This is a genomic window from Agrobacterium sp. YIC 4121, from assembly GCF_002008205.1.
Classification (GTDB): Bacteria; Pseudomonadota; Alphaproteobacteria; order Rhizobiales; family Rhizobiaceae; genus Agrobacterium; species Agrobacterium leguminum.
Map to the genome: position 1 here is coordinate 110,360 of NZ_MRDI01000011.1, position 17,506 is coordinate 127,865.

The window sequence follows — 17,506 nt, forward strand, 5'->3', positions numbered from 1 at the left end:
CTTCGGCTCGGGGGCGATTTTCGAGGAATTCGGTGCCTGACATTTGTTTTCCTGTCACAAGCATCCTATAAGGCCCATCATCGAGACGTACCTTGACTTCAATCAATATGTGAAACGACATGCTCCAGACGCCCTATTACCTGATCGACAAGACAAAACTTCTTCGCAACATGGAGAAGATTGCCTATGTGCGGGAAAAATCCGGCGCCAAGGCGCTCTTGGCGCTGAAGTGCTTCGCCACATGGTCGGTGTTCGATTTCATGTCGCAATATATGGACGGCACCACCTCGTCCTCGCTTTATGAAGTGCGCCTCGGCCGCGAGAAATTCGGCGGCGAGACCCATGCCTATTCCGTCGCCTATGCCGATTATGAAATCGACGAGGTGATTGCGAATGCGGACAAGATCATCTTCAATTCCATCGGTCAGCTCGAGCGTTTCGCCGACAAGGCCTCCGGCATCACACGCGGTCTGCGCCTCAACCCGCAGGTCAGCTCCTCGAGCTTCGATCTTGCCGATCCTGCGCGCCCCTTCAGCCGGCTGGGCGAATGGGATGTCGCCAAGGTCGACAAGGTCATGGACCGTATCTCCGGCTTCATGATCCACAATAATTGCGAAAACAGCGATTTTTCGCTGTTCGACCGCATGTTGACGCAGATTGAGGAGAAATTCGGATCGCTGCTGTCGCGTGCGGAGTGGGTCAGCCTCGGCGGCGGCATCCACTTTACCGGCGACAATTATCCGCTCGACCAGTTCTGCGACCGTCTGCGCGCCTTCTCGGAAAAATACGGCGTGCAGGTCTATCTGGAGCCGGGCGAAGCCTCGATCACGAAGAGCACGACGCTCGAAGTGACGGTTCTCGACACGCTGTTTAACGGCAAGAACCTCGCCATCGTCGACAGCTCCATCGAAGCGCATATGCTCGATCTGCTGATCTATCGTGAGAGCGCCAAGGTTTCGCCGAACGAGGGCGAGCATCCCTACATGGTCTGCGGCAAATCCTGCCTTGCAGGCGATATTTTCGGCGATTTCCGCTTCGACAGGGAATTGAAGGTCGGCGACCGTATCTCCTTCCAGGACGCGGCCGGCTACACCATGGTCAAGAAGAACTGGTTCAACGGCGTCAAGATGCCGGCGATCGCCATCAAGGAACTGGACGGCACCGTACGCGCCGTTCGTGAATTCGACTTTGCCGATTTCGAGCAAAGCCTGTCTTAAACCCTGTTTTTAACATGAAACGAAGCTCATCCCTGCGGGGAAAAGGAGGCATCACCTGAAATGAAGAAGAACGTTCTGATCATCGGCGCCGGTGGCGTAGCACAGGTCGTGGCGCATAAATGCGCCCAGAACAGCGATGTATTGGGAGACATTCATATTGCGTCACGGACTTTGGGAAAGTGCCGCAAGATTGTCGAGTCCGTACGCGAAAAGAAGAGCCTCAAGACAGATGTAAAACTTGAGGCCCATGCGCTTGACGCGATGGATATCGAGGCGACGAAAGCCTTGATTAAACAGACCGGTGTTGAAATCGTCATCAACGTCGGTTCGGCTTTCGTCAACATGTCCGTTCTTCGTGCCTGCATGGACACGGGTGTTGCCTATATGGATACGGCGATCCACGAGGATCCGACCAAGATCTGCGAGACGCCGCCGTGGTACGGAAACTACGAGTGGAAGCGCGCTGAAGAGTGCAAGGAGAAGGGCATTACCGCCATTCTCGGCGTCGGTTTCGATCCGGGCGTGGTCAACGCCTATGCGCGTCTCGCCAAGGATGACTATTTCGACAAGGTCACCTCGGTCGATATCGTCGATATCAATGCCGGCAGCCATGGCCGGTGGTTCTCGACCAACTTCGATCCGGAAATCAACTTCCGCGAATTCACGGGCGTCGTCTACTCCTGGCAGAATGGTCAGTGGCAGACGAACCAGATGTTTGAAGTCGGCCAGGAATTCGACCTGCCGGTCGTCGGCAAGCAGAAGGCCTATATGACCGGCCATGACGAAGTGCATTCGCTGTCCAAGAACATGGACGGTGCCGATGTGCGCTTCTGGATGGGCTTTGGCGATCACTATATCAACGTCTTCACCGTGCTGAAGAACCTCGGCCTCCTGTCCGAAAAGCCGGTCAAGACCGCCGAAGGCCTGGAAGTCGTGCCGCTGAAGGTGGTCAAGGCCGTGCTGCCCGATCCGTCTTCGCTGGCGCCCGACTACGTCGGCAAGACCTGCATCGGCGATATCGTCAAGGGTATCAAGGACGGCAAGGAGCGCGAAGTCTTCATCTACAACGTGGCCGACCACAAGGAAGCCTATGAAGAAGTCGGCTCGCAGGGCATTTCTTACACCGCCGGCGTTCCGCCGGTCGCCGCCGCCATGCTCATCGCCACCGGCGAATGGGACGTGAAGCAGATGGCCAATGTGGAAGAACTGCCGCCGAAGCCGTTCCTGAACCTTCTGAACAAGATCGGCCTTCCGAACCGCATCAAGGACGAAAACGGCGATCGCGCGCTGGAGTTCTGATTGCCGGTGTTGTGATTGCGTTAAATAGAAAGCCCCGCGAAAGCGGGGCTTTTTTGTTGGTGGCGACGTCTGCCGACCAGAATAGTTTGGCGAATTCGTAGCATCCTTACCGTCACCCCGGATTTAGTCCGGGGTCCAGCGCGATCAAGTCCTTGATCGCGGGAGAGTCTTCTCACGGCGCAGACGCGCCGTGGCTGGATGCCGGCTCAAGGCCGGCATGACGGCCGAAACCTTGCTGCCGGTCTCAACTCCCAGATGAACGTGAGCCGAGATTGCTGAGGCTTGTGACGAGTGGCCCTCAGCCCTTCGTCGGCTTCGGCCCACGCTTTTCGAAGGGCTTGTCCTTCTTGCCCTCGTATTTCGGCTTGTCGCCGAAGGGCTTCTTCTTTTTCCAGGGCTTATCGTCGCCCTTGCGGTCATCGCGGGGGCCGCTTGCATTGTCCGATTTGCTGAATTTCCGCTGCGCCTTGGCCGGGCGCGTGTCTTCGCGGAAACCGCCGGTCATTTCCGGCTTGCCTTCCAGCGCCTTCAGACGGATGCCCTTTTCGAGCGTCATGTCCTTGCCGATGGCGGAGGTGAAACGGTCGACAGCATCGGCCGCCAGTTCCACGAAGGTTTCCGTCTGCTGCATGCGGATCGCGCCGATATCCTGGCGGGTGATCTTGCCGAAACGGCAGAGCATGGGGATCAGCCAGCGCGGTTCGGCGCTCTGCTTGCGGCCGACGGACAGCGAGAACCAGGCGCTGTCGGCGAAGTCGGAGCGTTCGCGGCGCGGCGCATTGTTCTCGACCGTTTCGAAACTGTCGCGGCGCGGCTTGCGATTGTTGTCCAGCGAGACTTCGGCGATGTCTTCGGGCGCGGAACGTCCGGCGTGGTACAGGCGCACGAAAGCGGCGGCGACCTTTTCAGCGCCGTGCTGTTCGAGCAGCCTGGTGACGAAATCGCGCTCGTCCTCGGCCACGGCCTCGGTCAGCGACGGGTCGGCCAGAAGCCGGGCGCCGTCGCGCTCAACGATCTCTTCGGCGGAAGGCGGGCGAACCCATGCCGGGCTGACCTTGGCGCCTTCCAGCAGGCGCTCTGCCTTGCGGCGCTGGTTGATCGGCACCACGATGGCGCTGACGCCCTTCTGACCGGCGCGGCCGGTGCGGCCGGAGCGATGCAGAAGCGTTTCGGAATTGGTCGGCAGGTCGGCGTGGATGACGAGTTCGAGACCCGGCAAGTCGATACCGCGGGCGGCAACGTCGGTCGCCACACAAACGCGGGCGCGGCCGTCGCGCATGGCCTGCAGCGCATGGGTGCGCTCGTTCTGGGTCAGTTCGCCGGAAAGGGCCACGACGGCAAAGCCGCGATTGTTGAGCCGCGCCGTCAGATGGTTCACCGCCGCACGGGTGGAGCAGAAGACGATGGCGTTGCGGGCTTCATAAAAGCGCAGCGCATTGATGATGGCGTTCTCGCGGTCGGCCGGCGTCACCAGCATGGCGCGGTATTCGATATCCACATGCTGCTTCTGTTCGGAAGCGGTGGCGATGCGCACGGCGTTCTTCTGGTAGCTTTCCGCAAGCTTGGCGATGCTGCGCGGAACGGTGGCCGAGAACATCAGCGTGCGGCGGGTTTCCGGCGATTCTTCCAGAATGAATTCCAGATCTTCACGGAAACCGAGATCGAGCATCTCGTCGGCCTCATCCAGCACCACGGCGCGGATGGACGACAGATCGAGCGCGCCACGCTTGATATGGTCGCAAAGACGCCCGGGCGTGCCGACGACGATGTGAGCGCCGCGTTCGAGCGCCCGGCGCTCGTTGCGCACATCCATGCCGCCGACGCAGGAGGCAATCGAGACACCTGCGAATTCATAGAGCCACTCCAGCTCGCGCTTGACCTGCATGGCCAGTTCGCGGGTCGGCGCGATGGCGAGCGCCAAGGGTGCGGAAGCCTGACCGAAGCGGCCGCTCTCCGGCAGCAGCGTCGGCGCCAGTGCGATGCCGAAGGCAACCGTCTTGCCGGAGCCGGTCTGTGCGGAAACCAGCGCATCCTTGTCGGCCAGTTCGGGTGCAAGCATGGCCTGCTGCACGGGGGTCAAATCTTTATAGCCGCGTTTTTCCAACGCCTGCGCGATCGCCGGGGCGATACCCTGGGTGTCTGTCATCTACCGTCTTTCGGATATGAAGCCGCCCGCATCCGCCCGAAACCAATAGGTCCTAAAGTCTCCGGGGCAGCCGATACAGGCCATTTCGGCCATCTGGCCGGTTGCATTGCCGCGCTCATACTGCGAATGGGCCGGTTTGTACAGTGCACTGCGGTACGCTCTTTTGCGGGTGCTTTATCCCGCCGACGTTTTCATCCCGCCATTGTTCCGGAGCGACGCTGCGAAAAAGGCGTACCGCATGGTTCATAAACGGCATTGCGTGCCCCCCGCCTTTTCGCTAAGAGACCCGCAACTTGAGGCTCTTTGTCAGGAAGAGCCGACTGGGTTTGTTCTTGTCCGTCCGCTTCCTGAAGGAGCCGGCGGGAAAATGGGATGGTACTGGTCAAGGCTATGGCTCGCATTGTCATGAAATTCGGCGGCACGTCCGTCGCGAACCTCGAACGCATTCACAATGTCGCACGGCATGTGAAACGCGAAGTGGATGCCGGCCATGAAGTGGCCGTGGTCGTTTCCGCCATGTCCGGCAAAACCAATGAGCTGGTGGACTGGGTGCAGAACGCCGCGAAGGTGGCCGGCGCCAATGCCGCCTCCTTTTTCGATGCGCGCGAATATGACGCGGTTGTTGCATCCGGCGAGCAGGTGACGTCAGGCCTTCTGGCGATCACGCTGCAATCCATGGGCATCAATGCGCGCTCCTGGCAGGGCTGGCAGATCCCGATCCGCACCGACAATGCACATGGCGCCGCCCGCATTCTTGAAATCGACGGTTCAGATATCATCCATCGCATGGGTGAAGGCCAGGTTGCCGTTGTCGCCGGTTTCCAGGGCATCGGCCCGGACAATCGCATCGCGACGCTCGGACGCGGCGGTTCGGATACGTCCGCCGTTGCAATTGCCGCTGCCGTCAAGGCGGATCGTTGCGACATCTATACCGATGTCGACGGCGTTTATACGACCGATCCGCGCATCGAGCCCAAGGCTCGCCGCATGAAGAAGATCGCCTTCGAGGAAATGCTCGAAATGGCGTCTCTTGGCGCGAAGGTTCTGCAGGTTCGCTCGGTCGAGCTTGCCATGGTACACAAGGTGCGCACCTTCGTTCGCTCCAGTTTCGAGGATCCCGATGCGCCGGGCATGGGCGACCTCATCAACCCGCCCGGTACTTTGATTTGTGACGAGGATGAAATCGTGGAACAGGAAGTCGTAACCGGCATCGCCTATGCCAAGGATGAAGCACAGATCTCGCTGCGCCGCGTGGCCGACCGTCCGGGCGTTTCCGCCGCGATCTTCGGGCCGCTCGCCGAAGCGCATATCAACGTCGACATGATCGTGCAGAACATCTCCGAAGACGGTTCGCGCACCGACATGACCTTCACCGTTCCTTCGGGCGACGTTGCCAAGGCGATCAAGCTTCTGGAAGACAACAAGGCCCAGATCGGCTTCGACGTCGCGCAGAACGAGACCGGTCTCGCCAAGGTTTCGGTCATCGGTATCGGCATGCGCAGCCACGCCGGCGTTGCCGCCAGCGCGTTTAAGGCGCTTGCCGAGAAGAACATCAACATCAAGGCGATCACCACCTCCGAGATCAAGATTTCGATCCTGATCGACGGCGCCTATGCCGAACTTGCGGTTCGCACTTTGCATTCCGCCTACGGTCTCGATAAGAGCTAAGCCGAGACATCGGTTCCCGATGCTCCGATTCTTCGGAGTTGCGTTCTTCCGATGTGGCGTTTCATGAAAGCGTGTCCCTTGCGGGACGCGCTTCTCGCGCTATAAATTTTTAAATGACCTTTTGATTCCCGAATATTATGACATTCGGATCGGAAGTGTCGGGGAGCAAACGCGATGAGAGACCTTTCCGCAGGTCCGCGCGTCCTGCTCAAGCGGCTGCGCGAAATGATGGCGGAGCACCTTGAACCGCAGGACCGTCTGGACCAGATCGTCCGTCAGATTGCCAGCAACATGGTGGCGGAGGTTTGCTCGGTCTATGTGCTGCGCTCCGACAGCGTGCTCGAGCTTTACGCGACCGAAGGTCTGAACAAGGATGCCGTGCATCTTGCCCAGCTGAAAATGGGGCAGGGTCTTGTCGGCACCATCGCCGCTTCCGCCCAACCTCTCAATCTTTCCGATGCGCAGGCGCATCCCGCTTTCCGCTATCTTCCTGAAACCGGTGAGGAAATTTATCATTCCTTCCTCGGCGTGCCGATTTTGCGTTCCGGTCGCACTCTTGGCGTTCTTGTGGTCCAGAACAAGGCCAGCCGAACATACCGGGAGGATGAAGTGGAAGCGCTTGAGACAACCGCGATGCTCATTGCCGAAATAGTGGCGAGCGGCGAGTTGAAGAAGATCACCCGCCCCGGGGTGGAGCTGGATCTGACGCGCGCCGTCTCCATCGATGGCGACGGCTATGGCGAAGGCATCGGTCTTGGCCATGTCGTGCTGCACGATCCGCGCATCGTCGTCACCAACCTGCTCAATGAAGATGCCGATACGGAAATCCGGCGTCTTGCCGATGCCATCGGCTCGCTGCGTCTGTCCATCGACGACATGCTGCAGCGTCGCGACGTGCCGACCGAGGGTGAGCACCGCGAGGTTCTGGAAACCTACCGCATGTTCGCTCACGACCAGGGCTGGGTGCGGCGCATGGAAGAGGCGATCCGAAACGGCCTGACGGCGGAGGCGGCGGTCGAGAAGGTGCAGAGCGACACCAAGGCGCGCATGATGCGCCTGACCGATCCCTATCTGCGCGAGCGCATGCATGATTTCGACGATCTCGCCAACCGGCTGCTGCGGCAGTTGATCGGTTTTGGCGGTCGTGGGCCGGAGCAGGATTTCCCGCTCGACGCCATCGTTCTGGCGCGCGCCATGGGTGCTGCCGAACTGCTGGATTACCCGCGTGAAAAACTGCGTGGTCTGGTGCTGGAAGACGGCGCGGTGACGAGCCATGTCGTCATTGTGGCCCGCGCCATGGGCATTCCGATCATCGGACAGGCGACCGGTATCGTCGCTCTGGCGGAAAACAACGATCCCATCATTATCGATGGCGATGACGGCCAGGTGCATCTGCGCCCGATGTCGGATTTGCAGCGTGCTTATGAAGAAAAGGTGCGCCTGCGGGCCCGGCGGCAGGAGCAGTTCCGGGCGCTGCGCAATGTCGAGCCGATCACCAAGGATGGCCAGAAGGTCAATCTGAAGATGAATGCGGGCCTTCTGGTGGACCTGCCGCAGCTCGACGAATCCGGCGCCGACGGCATTGGCCTGTTCCGCACCGAGCTGCAATTCATGATCGCCTCCAACATGCCGAAGGGCGAGGAGCAGGAGGCGTTCTACCGCTCCGTCCTGCGGCAGGCGAAGGGCAAGAGCGTCACCTTCCGCACGCTCGATATCGGCGGCGACAAGGTCGTTTCTTATATGCGCGGCCAGGAAGAGGAAAATCCGGCGCTGGGCTGGCGGGCGATCCGCCTGTCGCTCGACCGGCCGGGCCTGATGCGCACGCAGATGCGTGCGCTGCTACGCGCCGCCTCGGGCGCCGAGCTGCGCATGATGCTGCCGATGGTGACGGAAGTGTCGGAAATCCGCGCCGCTCGCGACCTTCTGCAGAAGGAAGTGCAGCATCTTTCGAAATTCAGCCATGCGCTGCCGAAAAAGCTGCAATTCGGCGCCATGCTGGAAGTGCCCTCCCTGATGTGGCAGCTCGATGAGCTGATGCAGGAGGTGGATTTCGTGTCCGTCGGTTCGAACGACCTGTTCCAGTTCTCGATGGCGGTAGACCGCGGCAATGCGCGTGTTTCGGATCGTTTCGACAATCTCGGCAAGCCGTTCCTGCGCATTCTGCGCGATATCGTCCGCGCCGGCGAAAGGCACCACACATCGGTCACGCTGTGCGGCGAAATGGCGGGCAAGCCGCTTTCGGCCATGGCTTTGATCGGCCTCGGTTTCCGTTCTGTTTCCATGTCGCCGACGGCCATCGGTCCGGTCAAGGCCATGCTTCTCGGGCTCGATGCCGCGCGCCTCGCCGAAGAGCTGAACGCGGCGCTGGACGACCATAATTCGCTGGAAAGCGCGCGCGAGGTGTTGTTACGCTTTGCCGCAACGCATTCCATTCCCATTTAGAGCATTTCCAGGAAAAGTGGATTCCGGTTTTCCGTCCGGAAATGCGTTAAAGCAAAAGGTTAAAGCGTTTTCGCGTTTCGAAGAAAAGCGAAAGCCCTCTAAAAGACCTGTTTCATTATTGGAGTGACTGGTGGCGAAGCTTCCCGTCGAAAAAATGCGCGAGTTGGAAAGGCGTTTCGGTGAGATCGAAGCGCGTATGTCGGCCGGGCCTGCTGCGGATGTCTATGTGAAACTGGCTTCGGAATATTCCGAACTCGAGCCGGTGGTGAAGAAAATCCGCGACTACGAGAAGGCGGTTTCCGAAGCCGCCGATCTGGAGGCGCTGCTGGCCGACAAGTCGACCGACAAGGATATGCGCGACCTGGCGGAAATGGAGCTGCCGGATGTCGAGGTCCGCATCGGCGAGCTTGAAAAGGACATGCAGGTTCTGCTGCTGCCGAAGGATGCGGCGGACGAAAAAAGCGCGATTCTCGAAATTCGCGCAGGCACTGGTGGCTCCGAGGCAGCCCTTTTCGCCGGCGATCTGTTCCGCATGTATGAGCGCTTTGCCTCGACCAAGGGCTGGAAGGTGGAAGTGCTTTCCGCAAGCGAGGGCGAAGCGGGCGGTTACAAGGAAATCATCGCGACGATCAGCGGGCGAGGGGTGTTCTCCAAGCTGAAATTCGAATCCGGCGTGCACCGGGTGCAGCGCGTGCCGGAAACGGAAGCGAGCGGCCGCATCCATACGTCTGCTGCCACCGTTGCTGTGCTGCCGGAAGCGGAAGATATCGATATCGAAATCCGCCCGGAAGACATTCGCATCGACACGATGCGCGCTTCGGGTGCGGGCGGCCAGCACGTCAACACCACCGACTCCGCCGTTCGCATCACCCATCTGCCGACGGGCCTGATCGTTACCAGCTCGGAGAAATCGCAGCATCAGAACCGCGCCAAGGCCATGCAGGTCCTGCGCTCGCGTCTCTACGACATCGAGCGCCAGAAGGTGGAGAGCGAACGTTCGGCCGACCGCAAGAGCCAGGTTGGTTCCGGCGACCGTTCCGAGCGCATCCGCACCTATAACTTCCCGCAGGGCCGCGTTACCGATCACCGCATCAACCTCACGCTCTACAAGCTGGACCGGATGATCGAAGGCGAGATCGATGAGCTGGTGGATGCGCTGATCGCCGATTATCAGGCCGGACAGCTTGCACAGCTCGGCGAACAGCTTTGAGCACGGCCGCTGAAGCGAGTGTTGCGAGTGCGCTTGCCGCAGCCCGCAAAAGGCTGCAGACGGCGGGGATCGCCGATCCGCTTCTCGATGCGCGGCTTTTGATTGCGGAGGTTGTCGGTTTTTCATTGACCGATTTCGTGATGAAACCTGATCGTGCCGTTACGCCGAAAGAAAGGGCCCGTATCGCGGCCATGATCGAAAGGCGGGCGAATGGCGAGCCTGTGCACCGCATTCTCGGCCACCGGGAATTTCATGGCCTCGACCTTCTTTTGTCTAAGGAGACGCTCGAGCCCCGGCCGGATACGGAAGTTCTTGTCGATACCCTGTTGCCGGCGCTGAAAAAAGCCGTTTCCGCCAAGGGCAGCGCCCGCATTCTGGATATGGGCACCGGGACCGGCGCGATCTGTCTGGCGCTGTTGAAGGAGTGCCCCGAAGCAACCGGTATCGGCAGCGATATTTCCGCCGATGCGCTCGAAACGGCGGTCCGGAATGCGGCCCGAAACGATCTCGGCGGGCGCTTCGAGGCCATACGCAGCGACTGGTTTGAAAAAATCTCCGGCCGCTTTGACATAATTGTGTCGAATCCGCCTTATATAAGGACTGATATCGTCGCAACGCTTGACCAGGAGGTTCGTAACCACGACCCGATGGCGGCGCTGGATGGAGGTCAGGACGGCCTTGCACCGTACCGCCTCATCGCTGCCGATGCAGGCCGCTTTCTTGTGGAAAACGGGATTGTCGGTGTGGAGATCGGTTTCGATCAAAGGCTTGATGTTTCCGCTATATTTGCTTCCCACGGCTTCTCTCTTCTGGACGCCGTGAAGGATTATGGCGGTAACGACAGAGTTTTGACCTTCCGGAGATAGTTGTTCGCGATATGTCTGCGGATTTTTTGCAAGGATATTTTGCACAGCAAAAGAAAAGGCTTGGATTTCCGCGGGAAGCGGGATAGTTTGCGGCCACATGCCGGGTGGCTGAGGACGAACACAGATTCGTCAGGGTATGGGTCAGTCCCGAAGCGGGTTCTTTAAAGAGCCCTGAAAGGCTGGGCGTTTCCGGCATGTGAATCAGTAAACTTTGTTCGCAGGCGGCTCGGTGCAGCATTTGCGCAGCCGGTCGTCATACGCGAGGTCTTGCCCAAGGGTTATCTTCGGCAAGACGCGTGATGGAGCAATTTCAGGAAAAATTTCCAGCGGTTTTCCGCCCGGAATTGCATGAAAACAACCAGATTGTCAGCAAAACAGAATTCAGGTGAGCAATTGATGAGGCCAGGACAGCAAAACAAGCGCGGCCGGGGGCGTGGAAACAACAACAATAACAATGGTGGCGGTAACAACAACTTCAACCGCAAGGGCGGCAACCCGCTCACCAGGACTTATGACAGTTCCGGCCCCGATGTTAAAATCCGTGGCACAGCCCAGCACATAGCGGAAAAATACGCGGCTCTGGCGCGCGACGCGCAGAGTTCCGGCGACCGCGTGATCGCTGAGAACTATCTGCAGCACGCTGAACACTATAACCGCATCATCGCTTCGGCTCAGGCCCAGATGCAGGAACGCTTCCAGCGCGACGACCGCGGCGAGTACAATGCTGCCGACGGCGACGATATGGATGTGAACGACGGCGATGAAGGCGTCATTGCACCGCAGCAGCAGGCCGAACAGGCCGAGCGCGCGCAGCAGCCGGAACGTCAGGAGCGTACTGAGCGGAACGAACAGCGCCAGGAGCGTCGTGAGCGCCCGGACCGCCGCGAGCGGCAGGAGCGTCAGCCGCGCCAGCCGCAGGTAGCCGCCGAACAGCAGCCCCCGGTATACGACGCCAGCCAGGCGCCGCAGCCCGTCATCGAAGGCACGCCCATGGAAGTGGCCGTCGAAGAAGAGCAGCAGCAGGCGGAAGCTCCGGCGGGCGAACGCGCACCGAAGGCACGCCGTGCAACCGGACCGCGCCAGCGCCGCCCGCGCCGCACCGCCGCTGCGGAAGGCGCCGAAGGCGAAGATGCGCCGGCCGGTGAAGAGGCGGCACCCGCCACGCTTGAGAACGCTGCCGAATAAGCAGCTTCTGCAAATTACTCTGCGATCGAAAAACTCCGGCTTGCCGGAGTTTTTTGTTTTTGGCGATTGGTGATGAACATTCCGCCAGCAATCGGCGTGGTTTCATGTGGCGAATTGATACCTCTCAAATCATGTGAAAATTTCCCGGACGGTGGATTTTCTCCCCTTTAAACCGATGAAAATGCCTCCCATATTCGTGCAGGACGGACAGAAGCCGCATTCGCCGGCAACCGACCATCAAGAGGCGGCGATCGTGAAATCCTATAAACACGGCTGTCGTAGCGGGGCTTGCCTTTTGAGGGAGCCTCAACCCTAACACCCGGAGCCGTGCCGAAAGCGGGCGGGCCGGTCAATGGAGGTTCGACTATGAATATTGAAAAATACTCCGAACGCGTTCGCGGTTTTCTGCAATCGGCACAGACCTTTGCCCTGGCCGAAAACCATCAGCAGTTTTCGCCCGAACACGTTCTGAAAGTTCTGCTCGATGACGAGCAGGGCATGGCGGCATCGCTGATCGAGCGCGCCGGCGGCAACGCCGAGGAAGCGCGTCTTGCCAATAATGCGGCGCTTGCCAAGTTGCCCAAGGTTTCCGGCGGCAATGGCGGCCTTTCGCTCACCGCGCCGCTCGCCAAAGTATTCTCGACTGCGGAAGATCTCGCCAAGAAGGCCGGCGACAGTTTCGTCACTGTCGAGCGTCTGCTGCAGGCACTTGCGATTGAAAGCTCCGCCACCACTTCGGCTTCTCTGAAGAAGGCCGGCGCAACGGCGCAGGCGCTCAATCAGGTCATCAACGATATCCGCAAGGGCCGCACCGCCGATAGCGCCAATGCCGAACAGGGCTTCGATGCGCTGAAGAAATTCGCGCGCGACCTGACGGAAGAGGCTCGTGAAGGCAAGCTCGACCCGGTGATCGGCCGCGACGACGAAATCCGCCGCACCATCCAGGTGCTGTCACGCCGTACCAAGAACAATCCCGTGCTGATCGGTGAACCGGGCGTCGGTAAAACGGCGATTGCCGAAGGCCTTGCGTTGCGCATCGTCAATGGCGACGTGCCGGAAAGCCTGAAGGACAAGAAGCTGATGGCGCTCGATATGGGCGCGCTGATCGCCGGTGCGAAATATCGCGGTGAGTTCGAAGAACGTCTGAAGGCTGTGCTCAATGAAGTGCAGGCCGAAAATGGCGGCATCATCTTGTTCATCGATGAGATGCACACGCTGGTCGGCGCCGGCAAGGCCGATGGCGCGATGGATGCGTCCAACCTCCTGAAGCCCGCGCTTGCCCGTGGCGAGTTGCACTGCGTTGGTGCCACCACGCTCGATGAGTACCGCAAGCATGTGGAGAAGGATCCGGCCCTTGCCCGCCGTTTCCAGCCCGTTCTTGTGGACGAGCCGACCGTGGAAGACACGATCTCGATCCTGCGCGGCCTGAAGGAAAAATACGAACAACATCACAAGGTCCGCATCTCGGATTCGGCCCTGGTTGCGGCTGCAACGCTTTCCAACCGTTATATCACCGACCGCTTCCTGCCCGACAAGGCAATCGACCTGATGGATGAGGCCGCTTCGCGTCTTCGCATGCAGGTGGATTCCAAGCCGGAAGAACTGGACGAACTGGATCGTCGCATCATTCAGCTCAAGATCGAGCGCGAAGCCCTGAAGCAGGAAACGGACCAGTCGTCCGCCGACCGCCTCAAGAAGCTCGAGGACGAGTTGGCCGATACGGAAGAAAAGGCGGATGCGCTGACGGCCCGCTGGCAGGCGGAAAAGCAGAAGCTCGGCCATGCCGCAGACCTCAAGAAGCGGCTGGACGAAGCCCGCAACGAATTGGCGATTGCCCAGCGCAATGGTCAGTTCCAGCGCGCCGGTGAGCTGACCTATGGCATCATTCCGGGTCTCGAAAAGGAACTGGCTGCGGCGGAAGCCCGCGATAGCAGCGGCGCCGGCTCGATGGTTCAGGAAGTGGTGACGGCGGACAATATCGCCCATGTCGTTTCCCGCTGGACCGGTATTCCTGTCGACAAGATGCTGGAAGGCCAGCGCGAAAAGCTGCTGCGCATGGAAGACGAGCTTGCCAAGTCCGTTGTCGGGCAGGGCGAGGCCGTTCAGGCGGTTTCCAAGGCGGTTCGCCGCTCGCGCGCCGGCCTTCAGGATCCCAACCGGCCGATCGGTTCGTTCATCTTCCTTGGCCCGACGGGTGTAGGCAAGACCGAGCTGACCAAGTCGCTCGCCCGCTTCCTGTTCGACGACGAAACCGCGATGGTTCGCCTCGACATGTCGGAATATATGGAGAAACACTCCGTTGCCCGGCTGATCGGTGCGCCTCCCGGCTATGTCGGTTACGAAGAAGGCGGGGCGCTCACGGAAGCGGTTCGCCGCCGGCCCTATCAGGTCGTGCTGTTCGACGAGATCGAGAAAGCGCATCCGGACGTGTTCAACGTCCTCTTGCAGGTGCTGGACGATGGCCGCCTCACGGATGGCCAGGGCCGCACCGTCGATTTCAAGAACACCATCATCATCATGACCTCGAACCTCGGTTCGGAATTCATGACGCAGATGGGCGACAATGACGATGTGGATTCGGTTCGCGACCTGGTGATGGAGCGGGTCCGGTCGCATTTCCGGCCGGAATTCCTCAACCGTATCGACGATATCATCCTCTTCCACCGCCTGCGGCGCGACGAAATGGGTGCAATTGTCGAAATCCAGCTGAAGCGCCTCATCTCGCTGCTCGGCGATCGCAAGATTTCGCTCGAACTGGATGAGGATGCCCGCAACTGGCTTGCCAATAAGGGTTACGATCCGGCTTATGGCGCGCGTCCGCTGAAGCGGGTGATCCAGAAGGCAGTTCAGGACAGGCTTGCCGAAATGATCCTCGGCGGCGAAGTGCCGGATGGATCGCGGGTCAAGGTGACCTCGGGCACGGACCGGCTGCTGTTCAAGGTCAAGCCCGCCAAGGGTGAGGCCGAAGCTGAAACGGCCGATGCCGCATAAAATGAAAGGGCTCCGGAAACGGAGCCCTTTTTATATGACCGGGCCCTTTTCATATGACCGGGATTATCGTTCGGGCCTCCCCGCAGATCAGCGGCTCGCCACCTGATTGGGCTTTTCGTCAATATTCAGCAGATTGTCGATGCGCTTTCTCTCATCGGAGAAACGCGCCAGCGCCTCGCCGGAAAGCGACTTGCCGCCCGGCAGGCGTACTTTCATTGCGTCCACCTTGGTGCCGTTGACGATCAGCTCGTAATGCAGATGCGCGCCGGTCGAAAGGCCGGTCGATCCCACGTAACCGATGACCTGGCCCTGCCGGACCTTTGCGCCTTCGGTGACACCCTTGGCGATGGCGCTCTGGTGGTTATAGGAAGAGACATAGCCATTGGCATGGCGGATCAGCGTCTGGTTGCCGTAACCGGAGGCCCATCCGGCCTTTTCGACAGTGCCGTTGCCCGTCGCGATGATCGGCGTGCCGCGGGCGGCGGCCCAGTCGGTGCCGGTATGCATGCGGCTGAATTTCAAAACCGGATGGCGGCGCATGCCGAAACCGGATGTCATGCGGCCGTTCGGAACCGGGTTGCGCAACAGGAATTGCCGGATGCTTTTGCCGTTCTCGTCGAAATAATCGATGCTGTTGTCGTCCGGGTTCTGGAATCGGTAAAAACGTGTCTCGTTGTCGCCGAATTTGGCGTTGACGTAGAGCAGTTCCGACTTGTCCGTCGCCTTGCCATCCGCGTCTTCCACGGAGAAGAAGGCTTCGAGCGTATCTGCCGGCTTGAGCTGCGCCTGAAAATCGACGCTGCTGGCCAGAAGCTTGATGAGCTGCGAAACCATGCCCTGGTTCATGCCGTAAGCCAGAGCCGCACGGTAGACCCCGTCATAAACGCTCGGCAGATCGCGTCCGGCGGCAGGTGCCGGGGTGCTGTCGAAGGCGGTCGCCACGGCATCGAGCTTCGGCGGTTCGCTGGCCTTTATGAAACGCTTGCTGTCATCGATGGCCATGGTGACCATGTGACGGCCCTTGCGATAAAGGCTCACGCGCACGATATCGCTTTTCTCGTCTTCCTGAATAATGCCGACGCGCAGCACATCGCCGCTTTCGACATTGTTCGACTGGATTTGCGGCGATAGCAGCCCGGCGATTTCCGAGGACTGCGCCTTCGAATAGCCGGCGCCGAAAAGGGCGGCCTCGATGGTTTCGGTCTGGCGGGCAGGGATCACGTCGTCGGCATATTCCTTGACAGGCACCGAGGCTGACTGCGGGGTCGAGACCGACATGTTCTGTTCGACGACACGGGCGGCAAGGCCCGCGGTAATGTCGACATCGCCGTCATCATTATCGAAACGGCGTGGGTCGATATAATAGAGCGCGGCCAGCTGCTCGTTGCCATCCGTCAGGATCGAACCGTTCGAGCGCACCGCCTCCTCGACCTCGTCGAAGCTCAATGAGCCGGCGAAGGCATATTTGGAATGCTGGACGGGAAAGGCGACAGTCTTCAGGCTGACTTCGGATTCAACCTCGGAGCCATAGATCGTTCCCGTCCGGCTAGGCGCGGGTGCCGATGCGTCCTTGTCTTCGTTGCTGGCAAAAATATTCAGGGGATCGAAGGCGGGATAGTCATCCTGCTTGGCGTAATTTGACGCCAGCGGAATCTTGACGTGAGAGAAGGGGACCTTGCGGACCACTTCCTTGTCGCCTTCGTTGATGACGGTGGAGACTTCCATGATCGACCGGTCGGACGGCCGGGCCGCGATATTCGGTGCGACGAGGCGCGTTCCGCGACGGGCGGCTTCCGTGGCATTGTTGCCCATATCCGCCTTGGCGAAGGCTTCGGCGGGAATGGCAAGCTGCTGGCGACCGTCAAGAGCGGCAAACAGCGCCACGCCCATCAATATGGAAGAGGTAATGCCGGTGAGGAACGTGCCGGAAAGCCATCGGAGCGAAATTTCGCGACGATCGGGTGCACGGCGCCCTTCCGCCAGAATTGGCGGTTCCGTGCCTAGCGACCGGATCACATTGCGATCCGCAGTCATACCAGCTGTGCCCCGTCGGTCATGCGCTCTCCAGAAACTTCAGGCGAAGGTGTGCAACTTTCAAAGCTGGGAGTCAAATCGGTCGACGCACCAGCGGGATATGTCGCAGCAGCCCATATAAGGACACGCGCAGGCATGTCTCGTATTAACGCTTCGTTGACGAAGCAATTAGCGAGGAAGGGGGCTAAAAGAAGGCGTGAGCCCTGCCTTGATGCCCGGCGGCCTGTTCTCCTGTGCAAAACCAGGAGTGTGGTTGCGTCTTTTTATGCCGATAAGCTCATGAAAACGAAATTCCCTTTTACAATCAGTTAGATATCACATTTCTGATTTTTTTTGATATTGCTGTGTTGACTTGTTTGGTTGGGTGGATTTATAAGTCCGCTCACTGAACGAGGGCGGCGGCGCTGCTGGCGACGGCGACTTTCGTTCTGAAGAAATCAAGTTGATG

The 17,506-nt window shown here is 59.7% G+C and carries 10 protein-coding genes; 8 read left to right on the forward strand and 2 right to left on the reverse strand.

Annotated features, from left to right (window positions below):
• Nucleotides 1-119 precede the first annotated feature (119 nt).
• Nucleotides 120-1,217: a carboxynorspermidine decarboxylase gene (nspC, locus tag BTE54_RS12465; RefSeq protein ID WP_078052664.1), complete on the forward strand. Its 1,098-nt coding sequence runs from the start codon at nucleotides 120-122 to the stop codon at nucleotides 1,215-1,217.
• A 60-nt stretch (nucleotides 1,218-1,277) separates the two neighbouring features.
• Nucleotides 1,278-2,516 carry a saccharopine dehydrogenase family protein gene (locus BTE54_RS12470; protein WP_065657306.1) on the forward strand — a complete coding sequence of 413 codons (1,239 nt, stop codon included), beginning with the start codon at nucleotides 1,278-1,280 and terminating at the stop codon, nucleotides 2,514-2,516.
• 298 nt (nucleotides 2,517-2,814) lie between these two features.
• On the opposite strand, the gene BTE54_RS12475 is transcribed toward BTE54_RS12470, so the two are convergent.
• Nucleotides 2,815-4,662 (reverse strand): DEAD/DEAH box helicase, encoded by a 1,848-nt coding sequence (locus BTE54_RS12475; RefSeq protein ID WP_065657305.1) that lies wholly within the window; start codon nucleotides 4,660-4,662, stop codon nucleotides 2,815-2,817.
• Between the two features lie 390 nt (nucleotides 4,663-5,052).
• Here BTE54_RS12475 and BTE54_RS12485 point away from each other — a divergent pair, with 390 nt between their 5' ends.
• The 6 genes from BTE54_RS12485 to clpB all read left to right on the forward strand — a co-directional run bounded on the left by BTE54_RS12485 (nucleotide 5,053) and on the right by clpB (nucleotide 15,024).
• Nucleotides 5,053-6,330 (forward strand): aspartate kinase, encoded by a 1,278-nt coding sequence (locus tag BTE54_RS12485; RefSeq protein ID WP_003522538.1) that lies wholly within the window; start codon nucleotides 5,053-5,055, stop codon nucleotides 6,328-6,330.
• A gap of 174 nt (nucleotides 6,331-6,504) precedes the next feature.
• Nucleotides 6,505-8,772, forward strand: coding sequence for a phosphoenolpyruvate--protein phosphotransferase (gene ptsP / locus BTE54_RS12490; RefSeq protein WP_065657304.1), 2,268 nt, complete (start codon nucleotides 6,505-6,507; stop codon nucleotides 8,770-8,772).
• Between the two features lie 130 nt (nucleotides 8,773-8,902).
• Nucleotides 8,903-9,982, forward strand: coding sequence for a peptide chain release factor 1 (gene prfA, locus BTE54_RS12495; protein WP_065657303.1), 1,080 nt, complete (start codon nucleotides 8,903-8,905; stop codon nucleotides 9,980-9,982).
• Nucleotides 9,979-10,848 (forward strand): peptide chain release factor N(5)-glutamine methyltransferase, encoded by an 870-nt coding sequence (gene prmC / locus BTE54_RS12500; protein WP_078052665.1) that lies wholly within the window; start codon nucleotides 9,979-9,981, stop codon nucleotides 10,846-10,848. The genes prfA and prmC overlap by 4 nt, the downstream gene beginning before the upstream one ends.
• 396 nt (nucleotides 10,849-11,244) lie before the next feature.
• Nucleotides 11,245-12,033: a DUF4167 domain-containing protein gene (locus BTE54_RS12505; RefSeq protein WP_078052666.1), complete on the forward strand. Its 789-nt coding sequence runs from the start codon at nucleotides 11,245-11,247 to the stop codon at nucleotides 12,031-12,033.
• Nucleotides 12,034-12,399: 366 nt separating this feature from the next.
• Entirely contained in the window at nucleotides 12,400-15,024 is a 2,625-nt protein-coding gene (clpB, locus tag BTE54_RS12515) for an ATP-dependent chaperone ClpB (protein ID WP_078052668.1), read from the forward strand.
• An 87-nt stretch (nucleotides 15,025-15,111) separates the two neighbouring features.
• On the opposite strand, the gene BTE54_RS12520 is transcribed toward clpB, so the two are convergent.
• Nucleotides 15,112-17,058: a M23 family metallopeptidase gene (locus BTE54_RS12520; protein WP_020811299.1), complete on the reverse strand. Its 1,947-nt coding sequence runs from the start codon at nucleotides 17,056-17,058 to the stop codon at nucleotides 15,112-15,114.
• Between the last annotated feature and the right edge of the window lie 448 nt (nucleotides 17,059-17,506).

Coding starts and splice junctions, on each gene's coding strand:
- nspC (WP_078052664.1), top strand. CDS start 120: ATGCTCCAGACGCCCTATTACCTGATCGACAAGACAAAACTTCTTCGC.
- BTE54_RS12470 (WP_065657306.1), top strand. CDS start 1,278: ATGAAGAAGAACGTTCTGATCATCGGCGCCGGTGGCGTAGCACAGGTC.
- BTE54_RS12475 (WP_065657305.1), bottom strand. CDS start 4,662: ATGACAGACACCCAGGGTATCGCCCCGGCGATCGCGCAGGCGTTGGAA.
- BTE54_RS12485 (WP_003522538.1), top strand. CDS start 5,053: ATGGCTCGCATTGTCATGAAATTCGGCGGCACGTCCGTCGCGAACCTC.
- ptsP (WP_065657304.1), top strand. CDS start 6,505: ATGAGAGACCTTTCCGCAGGTCCGCGCGTCCTGCTCAAGCGGCTGCGC.
- BTE54_RS12505 (WP_078052666.1), top strand. CDS start 11,245: ATGAGGCCAGGACAGCAAAACAAGCGCGGCCGGGGGCGTGGAAACAAC.
- clpB (WP_078052668.1), top strand. CDS start 12,400: ATGAATATTGAAAAATACTCCGAACGCGTTCGCGGTTTTCTGCAATCG.
- BTE54_RS12520 (WP_020811299.1), bottom strand. CDS start 17,058: ATGACTGCGGATCGCAATGTGATCCGGTCGCTAGGCACGGAACCGCCA.